This is a genomic window from Pelotomaculum propionicicum (genome assembly GCF_048984525.1).
Taxonomy (GTDB): Bacteria; Bacillota; Desulfotomaculia; order Desulfotomaculales; family Pelotomaculaceae; genus Syntrophopropionicum; species Syntrophopropionicum propionicicum_A.
Map to the genome: position 1 here is coordinate 92,311 of NZ_JBMGJC010000013.1, position 9,833 is coordinate 102,143.

Consider the following 9,833-nt stretch of genomic DNA (forward strand, 5'->3'; position numbering starts at 1 on the left):
ACAGGCAAAAAGCGAGCTTTAGAAACTCGCTTTTTAAAATTAAATAGGGTTATAGGGGGGCACGAGATCTCACAATGGATTGGCGCCGGAACAGTTGAGATTTATAGAGGCTGGTAATATACTGGTGACAAAAAACTTCTAACAGGAAAGGTAATCAATGATTTATGACAATATCAGGCAGGGGTTCTTCCTGGACCGCCCCAACCGCTTTATTGCCCATATCGAAATAGACAGCCGGATGGAAATATGCCATGTGAAAAACACCGGCCGCTGCCGGGAACTGCTGACCCACCGTGCCCCTGTGTTGGTGCGGGAAAATGTCTCACCTACCCGTAAAACAAAATACGATCTTATTTCAGTATACAAGGGGCAGCGGCTTATAAATATAGACTCCAGCGCTCCAAATAAGGTGTTTGCCGAATGGCTGCAAAACGGAGGGCTGTTTCAGAATATTACGCTTCTAAAGCCCGAGCAGCATTTTGGCGGCTCACGGTTTGATTTTTATGTGGAAGGCGATAACCGCAAAGCATTTATGGAGGTCAAGGGAGTAACACTGGAGGATAACGGCGTGGTCCGTTTCCCTGATGCACCCACCCAACGTGGAGTCAGGCACTTAAACGAGCTGGCGGCCTGTGTTAAAGCGGGATTTGAGGCCTATGCGGTCTTTATTGTACAAATGAAAGATGTGTTCTATTTTGAGCCAAACTGGGCCACCCACCGCGCCTTTGGTGAAGCGCTCCGGAAAGCTGCCGGCCAGGGCGTCCGGGTGCTGGCGCTTGACTGCCAGGTCACGGAAAACAGCATCGCAGCCGGGAATTCGGTAGAAGTCCGGATAACAGATAAGTGACAAAAAAACGTAAAAGAAACCACCATTCAATTGAACGATGGTTTCCCGCCAATGCAATACCACATGCTTAAAACGGACAATATACACATTCCTATTTTGTTGGTTTTTTCAGGGCAGAGATTTCACCTTTCAGTTCAACAACGGTTTGTTTAATTTCATTGATTTTGTCAAGATAATCAAAAATACCTGTATCGGAAGGGCAGCCGCACTTGGGGGTTGGCCCTCCGCATCCGCATACATTCATCGGCCCATCGCACCCGTGCACATTGGTATAGGAAAAAATGTCTTCAATTTTCCCTTTTTCATAAAGCATATCAATACGGGCATTCCATAGAATCATTGAATTTTCCACTATTTTCTGGGTGGCTTTTTTAATCTCGTCCAGCTTTTTTTCATCCATATAGGATTCACCTCCCTCCATGTATTTTGTTTAAGCTTATTGAAATTTGGCCTTGCCGCTTGTTGCCAATTGAATCAATCGGGAGTAAGTGGAGATTGTCATCGGGCAAATTGGCTTATTTAGAATGATTGATTTCTTTGGGCAGTATTTACCCTGGCACAATGGATAAATAGGGCATTCATTGCACATTTCATGTTCACTGAAATCTTTACTGACCCATAAATCCCAATATGAGTTTAAATCAAGCCTCCCGTCGGGTAATAGTTTACCAACCTTGTTATTTTCGTTCTCGAAGTCTACAGAGCATTTATATACCGTTCCGTCAGATCCCACCACTATGGATGAAGCCCTGGACGCGTAGCAAACCTGGCCGTGTGACTGCAGGCTATGTTTGACTAACTTATCCAAAGCTCCGTACCCGGCATATTTATGGCCAAGGTCCACTTCAACTAATTTTGCGGCATTGTAATCGCAAACTTCGAAGTTTTCGTCATTCGGCCCTCCATATTTTCCTATCGGGCGAAAATACAGACCAAACCTGCTGTCCTCTCCGAATGTTTGAGACATTAGATTAAAGAAACCATCCATCAGGGCTAACGAGTCATCATTGAAATTCACCCTTATGGATACTTTAAAATTATTTCCCTCCCGGTTCTTTACGGAAATTAAATTACGGAAAATTGTTTCAAAAGTTTTTCCTCCGTTAGCCAGCTTGCGGGTCTTGTCATGGGCTTCTGCCGGCCCGTCCAGTGTTATATGGAAATCATGGACCCCGCACTTCAAAAGGGAATCAAAAGTTTCGGGAACCAGCAGGTAACCGTTGGTTGTTATATTGCTTCGGTAGCAAACATTATTTTTTTGACAGCTGTGCAGAAATGAAGCAGACAGTTCACTAACTAGATCCATAGCCAACAAAGGTTCGCCACCAAACCAGCGGACTTCTATGCCCGGGTATTCCGCCGATTTAGATTCAACAAACTTTTTTAATCCTTCAACCACCGATCTTTCCATCCTGCCCCGCTCATGTGTTTCATAACAATATGTACACCTGAAATTACAGTTTTCATGAGGGAGTATGACAATATCAAAAAAACGGTTGCAGTTTTCTTTTGTTAAGATATTATCGACAAAGACTTTTTCATCAATATGTGTTGGAACGAAAAAACCGTTACGGCAAAGCTCATTCAGAGCTTTATTCTGAATATCGTCCTCGGTCAGCTCAGTTCGAAGCAGGCCTTCAATTTCCTCAAATTCAGCTTCAGGCACCACGGCCAGGGCCCCCATAAAACTGTTATGGAAAATACCTTCACCGGATATACCCCTAAATACAACTGTATATTTTGATAATTTCCATGTGCGCAAGACATTTAACCTCCTTGCGGCCCTATTATGAGCGCACGGGTTAGAGACAACATTATTGTAAGTTTTTTATTGTTATAAACACCTATTTAGGTTTTATATGAATAATTGATTTGACTAATTTGAATATAGCACTTTTTGCATGAGTTGTTAATAACATACCTGGTCCGGACAATAAAAAAGCTTATCATTCCTCACCAGATTATACGGGGGTGATTAATTTTTTAAGGGGATGCGCTTAATGAGGGTTTTTTAAGATCCAGAATAAATACGGGGTATATGGACTATAGCAGGAATTACCTATCATATCAGAATTCGGGTGATTTAATGGCCAGGGGTTCGAATCGGTTATGCTGACAGAGTCCTCTGTTACTGTTGCTATGATTTAAATTGGACGAATAGTTAAGTCAAAAAAATAAAATTGTCTTTCCTTTTTAAAGAGAAGGAATATAATATATACAGTCATTCTGTATAATCGCTGAATTCCCGTCAGGGAAGCGGGGGACCCAATATTTTGGGGTGAATCCCTTTGAGACGTGAGAGATGAGACGTGAGATGTGAGAACTAAGGATTGCTTATGGGGCCTGCTACCCGTGAGGAATGCCCGGATCTCACGACCCACGACCCCACGACTCAAAAGGTAGGGCTAACTCTTTCGGCCCGAACCCGTCAGCTAACCTCGTAAGCGTTGAAAGGAAGGGTGTTTAATTATGTAATTTTTTAGCTTGGGATTGCTTTGCATTTCCCGAGCTTTTTGTTTTATGGGACAACTGAATAACCAAATTAAATTGGATTATTTATGGAGGGTCCAATGATGGCCAATAAAATAAAACGATTATTGTTCGGTAAGCCATTACACAACGAGGAAATAACCAGGGAAAAACTGCCTAAATGGAAGGCCATGTCTATCTTTTCTTCTGATCCGCTATCCTCTATCGGATATGGCCCCGAACAGATTGTATTAATTCTGACAGTTCCCTGGGCAATAACCTATGGGTACACGTGGTTGGTGGCGGTTGCTATCATAGTGCTTATGGGAATAGTAACACTCTCGTATTCTCAAGTCGCCAAGGTTAATCCGGGTGGAGGCGGCTCATATTCCGTAGCCAAAAAGAATTTTGGAGAATTAGCGGCACTTACGGCAGCAGCATCCCTGTTTATAGATTACACCCTCACCGTGGCGGTTAGTATATCTTCCGGTACAGACGCTATTATATCGGCTTTCCCGGTTCTCACTGACCACAGGATGACTTTAAACCTTTTTGTTTTGTTCGGAATACTAATGCTCATCAACCTGAGGGGCGTCAGGGAGTCCTCCAATGCATTTGTCTTTCCAACTTATGCTTTTGTTTTCGGCATCCTGGCATTGGTCGCTGCGGGCATATTTCATATTATCAGCAGCACCACAGTGATTATTCCTCAGACATCACTGGAGAGGCAACCCTTAGACTGGACGATAATATATTTAGTTTTACGGGCGTTTGCCAGTGGTTGCAGCTCGATGACCGGTATTGAGGCGATTTCTAACGGGATTCCCATGTTCAAACCGCCTGAAGTGAAGAATGCTCAATTAACCACGTATATGATGTCCTCTATACTTGTTGTTATGTTCGCAGGCATAACTCTATTGATCATTCATAATCATCTGTTGCCAGTAGAGAATGTGACGATGCTGTCCCAGCTTGCCGAGGCTACATTCGGCAGGAACTTTATGTATTATTATATCCAGCTCGCGACAATGCTCGTGTTATACCTGGCTGCCAACACCGCCTATAACGGGCTTCCCCCCCTTCTTTCCCTGCTGGCCCGGGACAAGTACATGCCCCGCTATCTTGCCAACAGAGGAGATAGGCTGACCTTTAACAACGGGATTATCCTTTTAAGCATCATCGCCGCCGTTTTTATAGTTATTTACCACGGCAATACGGAACATCTCATTTCCCTATACGCCCTGGGAGTTTTCCTGTCTTTTACCATTTCCCAGGCCGGCATGGTGGTACATTGGCATAGGGAAAAGAATTCATGCTGGTTCGCACGGGCATTTTTAAACTGCTTCGGAGCAATTATAACTGGAATTGTCGTGTTAATCATTATGGTGGCCAAATTCCTATATGGGGCCTGGTTAATCCTAATAGCTATACCGCTTATTATTTTTATTTTTAAGCGTATTAACAGCCATTACAAGGATATGCAGTCACAGCTTGCATTACCGCCTTATGATTTAATCACTCCTTCAGGAGGACGCAACATTGTTATAGTACCAATAGCCGGGGTCACACGAGTCGTAGCCAACACTCTGAAATATGCCAAAGAAATTTCCGATCAGAGTATAGCTGTATTCGTCGCGACTGACAAAGAATCTGCCAAAAAAATTGAAGAGAAATGGAATAGCTGGAATCCGGGAGTGAGGCTTATTATATTATATTCTCCTTACCGCTCTATTTTTGGCCCGCTATTCAGGTTCATTGCAAAGGTCGAGAGTAAAAAAGGGCCGAACGATTACATTACTATACTTGTACCGGAATTTGAGACACACAGGTGGTGGCATCGCCTGCTTCACAACCAGACTGGATTATTATTAAGAAATTTGCTGGTGTTTAGAAAAAATGTAGTCGTTACCGTGGTTCCTTATCAACTTGAAAAATAAAAAGTATCGCACAGGTTGAATTATTCAACCCAAATCAACTTCCAATCCATTGATTTACTCCAGCCTGCCAACTAAAATATAAACAGAGGTGAGGCATATGAAGGAGATTAATATTGCAAAAGTGCTGGTAAAAAAACGCAAGGAAAAGGGTATTACCCAGGAAGAGCTGGCAAATTACATCGGGGTTTCCAAGGCGTCCGTTTCAAAATGGGAAACAGAGCAGAGTTATCCTGACGTAACCTTTCTCCCGCAGCTGGCGGCTTACTTTAACATCAGCATTGATGAATTGATGGATTATAAGCCACAAATGACAAAAGAGGATATCCGAAAGCTGTACCGGAAACTGTCCTCTGATTTTACAAAAAAGCCGTTCGATTCAGTGATGGAAGACTGCCGCATTATCAACAAAAAATACTATTCCTGCTTTCCGCTGCTGCTGCAAATGGGAATACTGATGATTAACCATGTTGAGTTGGTGAAGGACCCGCAGGGCTCGGCATCTTTAATTGAGGAAGCCAGGACCCTTTTTATCCGGGTCAAGGAGGAAAGCGACGATATATCGCTCACAAAGCAGGCTTTGTATATGGAAGCTCTGTGCAGCCTTGCCCTCCGCGATCCAAATACCGCGCTGGAGCTGTTGGATGGAACATTTGCGCCTGCGCTGCCGCCCGAATCAATTTTGGCCTCCGCATACCAAATGACGGGACGCGCTGACGAGGCAAAAGCAGTGCTGCAGGTCGGCATTTATCAGAATATCGTAGTTCTGTTCAATTTTTTCCCGGCTTACCTTATGCTGTGTACGGATAACCCTGCCAAATTTGACGAGGCGCTGCGGCGCGCGTTTGTTGTGGCGGAAGCGTTTGACATGAAGCGTCTGCACCCTGCCGTCCTGGCCGGCCTTTATATTTCCGCCGCTCAGGGTTATATTATTCAAAATAATCATGATCAGGCGCTTGATATGCTGCAGCAGTATGCACAGATCGCAACAAGCGATATATATCCCCTGACCCTGCACGGCGACGCCTTTTTTGATCTTCTGGACGGCTGGCTTGATAAACTTGACCTTGGGAGCGGTCTTCCGCGGGATGAAAAAACGGTCAGGAAAAGCATGGCTGAGGTGATCGTTCATAATCCGGCTTTCTCCGTGCTATCTGAGGAGCAGCGTTTTAAGAATATCGCCGAAAAGCTGCAAGCAACTGCTGAGAAGATTAAGTAAATCCGGAAGCTTCAAACGTAAGAAGAGCCAGAGATATTTATGTTATATTAGCACCTGCAGGGAGTGAGCAAAATGGCTAAAATTAAAACGACAAGAGGTAAAAAGGTTATGACTGTTTTAGCAATTATCCTGGGAATCATAGTCGGCCTTAATATAATCGGATTTGCAATCAACAAAATATTTTTCTCAAATGAGCTTGAAGCTGTCTCACCATACGGACAGTTAGTAGAAGTAAACGGTCGAAAGATGCATGTGTATTCTATGGGCAATGGCGAGAAAACCATTGTGTTACTGCCGGGTTTTGGAGTATCTCTGCCAAGTGCGGACTTTGGCCCGCTGATGAGAGAGCTTTCTAAAGAATATACTGTTGTTTGCATCGAATATTTCGGTATCGGTTTCAGCGGCCAGACAGACACGCCAAGGACAAATGAAAACTATACGGAAGAAACCAGAACCGCATTGTCTTTGGCCGGCTTTAAGGCGCCTTATGTCTTAATGCCTCATTCCGCGTCCGGCATCTACAGCGAATATTATGCCGCCAAATATCCTGATGAAGTGTCTGCGATTATTATGCTGGACACAACATCAACAGTAAAAACAGGAGCTAAAAATCCGCCCAAATTCTTATACGGATTAGGCAAGCTGCAGCAAGCTTGTGGATTAACACGCATTGCATATGGATTGATGCCTCCTGCCCAAAAAGCCGAAAATGGATACACCGAAAAAGAAATCAGTGACTATAAATTGTTTGCTAATCATGTCCTCAACGATACTATTATTGATCAGTCTTATCGTATGCTTGACAATATCAACGAGGTTAATGCAATAGCTTTCCCGCAAGAAATTCCGGTATTGAAACTTATATCCTCACAAACGTCACAAAAAGCAGGAGCAGAATATCAAACAGATCACTTAAATAGATTGGGAGCAAACGCTGAATCAAAAATTATGGATGGCTCTCATTTTATTTATCAGACTAATGTTACAGAGATTTATGATGCAACAAGTACTTTCCTAAAACAACCAAGCCTTTGACAGCCTCCCAAAACAAAAAAAAATAGAGTAGGGAAACCACTCTTATGGCTTCCCCCTCATCAAACCGCACGTGCCCTATTAAGGCATACGGCTTACCAAGTGTGATTTAACATTATCAAGTGTACTGTGCAAATCGTTGAGCATACTGCATTTTACGAACCAGGTCAGGGGTATAATACTCCTGGCCTTTTTCTTTTGCCCTCTGTACTTTGTGTTCCAGATGAATCTTAGCCTTCTCTGTCATACGCTGGATATATTGTTCTAAAGTATAGCCGAATTGTTTACTGTAATAGAGCCACCTGGAGGGAATCAGTCCTATGCGGGCGAAAAACTCGTTATTCCATTTGGTTTTCATGACGTGTCCTTTCCTCTGGCTCGGATGGTCATGGATCATAGCTACTCTTAACCTTTGGCGGGTGTATGCGTCTATGGCTTCTAGTTCTTTGCCGTAGGAATTGTGAAAACAGCGACTCTTTTGCCCGTATTTCTCGTTCTCTTTGATCGCCTGATAGATATTGAGAAAGTAATTGACTTTACCCCGTATTACAGGGTTCACTTGTTCCAGCCATTTGTCCTTGCTCAGGGTGAGGGTTTTCCTTGTCCTGGCTTTTATTTTGGCTTTAAAGTCTTTGAAGCTGGCTTCGGTAGGCCTTACGATGAAATATGCCTGTCCGTCTTTTTTGCGCTCTCTCCAGTGTTTAAAGCTAAAGCCGACAAAGTTGAAGTCATCTTTGTCAAAGTCTACAAACCGTGTCTTTTCCATGGAGACTTCGAGCCCTAACCCGGCCAGAGCCGTCCTGGCCACTTCGGCTGCTCTCTCAATATCTTCTTTGCTTTTGGCAAACAAGAGAAAGTCGTCGGCATATCTGACAAACCGTACTCCGTGCTCTTCCAGTGTCCAGTCGAGTTCATTAAGATAAAGATTGGCCAAAAGAGGAGATATTACGCCGCCTTGAGGCGTGCCGGATTCAGTGGGTTGGAATTTTCCTTCCTCCATGTACCCGGCTTTGAGCCAGGCCCAAATCATGTCCAGCACTGTCCCGTCTGCGATGTATTTGGTGAGCACTTTCATCAGTTTCTTGTGTGGGATATTATCGAAGAAGCCTTTGATGTCGCAGTCGTATATATGGTTGTATCCTGTTTCGATGTTCCACAGGATTATCTGCATCACCCGTTTGATGCCCAGGTTCGGCCGGTATCCGCAGGACCATTTGTGGAATATGTGCTCTTCGCATTTGGGGCTGAGCACGTTTACTACGGCTTGTTGTACGATCCTGTCTTCTATGTTGGGTATGCCCAGCGGGCGCAGTTTGCCGTTCTTCTTGGGTATGTATTGACGGCGCACTGCTGTCGGCTTGTATGTCTTGGCTCTGAGCCTTTGCAGAAGATCTACTATTTTTTCTTCTTCGTGTTCCTTGAAGCTTTCAATGGTTTCTCCGTCTATCCCTCCGGCGCCGCCGTTTTCTTCAACTTTCCGCCATGCCGCCGTGAGTTTCCGGTCGAATAGGATTTGTCCGTAAATGCTGTGCCACTTGAGTTTGAGTTCCTTGTTCACGTCTTATTCCTCACCTTTCCCGTGTTCATCCGGTTCGTTTCTACCGAGGTTACGTTACCGTTTCCATTACACGTGAGTCCAGTTGGAGCCACACAGGTCGGCCCCCTTTCGTTCGGCTGCAGTTTGGTCTGCGGCTTACTTCCGTACTATGAGGCCGTCTGACTTCTCCAGCCGCAACGTCAACTTCGGCTTAGCCTTATATGCCGCCACCCTTTGCAGGTCTGGCTGGAGATCTCACAGGGTCATCTCACCTTCCTTCTTGACATACCAAACACCATCACTTGACAAGCTACATCCTGCCCGGCTGGCTCATTTGAGCAGGTGTCACCCTTTTTAGGCGGGCTTCCCGTTATGTGCGCACAGTCACCAACTTGCCCAGCCGCCGTGTTTCACGCTTTCGCATTTCGGTCTGCCAAGCCGCTTATGGGCCTCTCGGCTTCCACGTCTCCTTCAGACAGCACCTCGCGATACTGCCCTAGACTAAGCTTCCTGGTTCGCGCCAGCACCCCCAGGGGAGGACTTCCACCTCCGTGAACCCTCATGCTTCCAGACTCCCGGCCCGTTTTTACTTCTGTATCGTGGCCGCTTCCTCTATAGCATGAGTTTGTCCCAAAATATTTTGGGACAGGTGCGACTGCCTGTCGCACATAGAGTAGGGAAACCACTCTTATGGCTTCCCCCTCATCAAACCGCACGTGCCCTATTAAGGCATACGGCTTACCAAGTGTGATTTAACATTATCAAGTGTACTGTGCAAATCGTTGAGCATACTGC

Annotated in this window: 7 protein-coding genes and 1 riboswitch; of the genes, 4 read left to right on the plus strand and 3 right to left on the minus strand. The window is 44.8% G+C overall.

Going from position 1 to position 9,833, the window contains the following annotated elements; all coding sequences use genetic code 11:
• Positions 1-157 precede the first annotated feature (157 nt).
• Complete coding sequence (sfsA, locus tag ACOBQJ_RS14270) at positions 158-847, plus strand: DNA/RNA nuclease SfsA (RefSeq protein ID WP_421072442.1); 690 nt, start codon at positions 158-160, stop codon at positions 845-847.
• A 91-nt stretch (positions 848-938) separates the two neighbouring features.
• Here the strand turns inward: sfsA and ACOBQJ_RS14275 are convergent, their stop codons facing one another.
• Both ACOBQJ_RS14275 and ACOBQJ_RS14280 read right to left on the minus strand, forming a co-directional pair.
• Positions 939-1,247 (minus strand): hypothetical protein, encoded by a 309-nt coding sequence (locus ACOBQJ_RS14275; RefSeq protein ID WP_421072443.1) that lies wholly within the window; start codon positions 1,245-1,247, stop codon positions 939-941.
• A 36-nt stretch (positions 1,248-1,283) separates the two neighbouring features.
• The gene (locus ACOBQJ_RS14280) at positions 1,284-2,609 is read right to left on the minus strand and encodes a radical SAM protein (RefSeq protein ID WP_421072444.1); all 1,326 of its coding nucleotides are present in this window, start codon (positions 2,607-2,609) and stop codon (positions 1,284-1,286) included.
• Between the two features lie 463 nt (positions 2,610-3,072).
• A riboswitch (cyclic di-AMP (ydaO/yuaA leader) is annotated at positions 3,073-3,310 on the plus strand.
• 107 nt (positions 3,311-3,417) lie between these two features.
• Between ACOBQJ_RS14280 and ACOBQJ_RS14285 the strand changes: the two genes are divergently transcribed.
• From ACOBQJ_RS14285 to ACOBQJ_RS14295, 3 genes are all read left to right on the plus strand, one after another.
• Entirely contained in the window at positions 3,418-5,253 is a 1,836-nt protein-coding gene (locus ACOBQJ_RS14285; RefSeq protein ID WP_421072445.1) for an APC family permease, read from the plus strand.
• Between the two features lie 97 nt (positions 5,254-5,350).
• Positions 5,351-6,469 (plus strand): helix-turn-helix domain-containing protein, encoded by a 1,119-nt coding sequence (locus tag ACOBQJ_RS14290; RefSeq protein ID WP_421072446.1) that lies wholly within the window; start codon positions 5,351-5,353, stop codon positions 6,467-6,469.
• A 72-nt stretch (positions 6,470-6,541) separates the two neighbouring features.
• Positions 6,542-7,504, plus strand: a complete 963-nt coding sequence (locus ACOBQJ_RS14295) for an alpha/beta fold hydrolase (protein WP_421072447.1) — start codon at positions 6,542-6,544, stop codon at positions 7,502-7,504.
• Positions 7,505-7,619: 115 nt separating this feature from the next.
• Here ACOBQJ_RS14295 and ltrA read toward each other — a convergent pair whose 3' ends face one another.
• Positions 7,620-9,059, minus strand: coding sequence for a group II intron reverse transcriptase/maturase (gene ltrA, locus ACOBQJ_RS14300; protein ID WP_421072448.1), 1,440 nt, complete (start codon positions 9,057-9,059; stop codon positions 7,620-7,622).
• Positions 9,060-9,833: the final 774 nt, after the last annotated feature.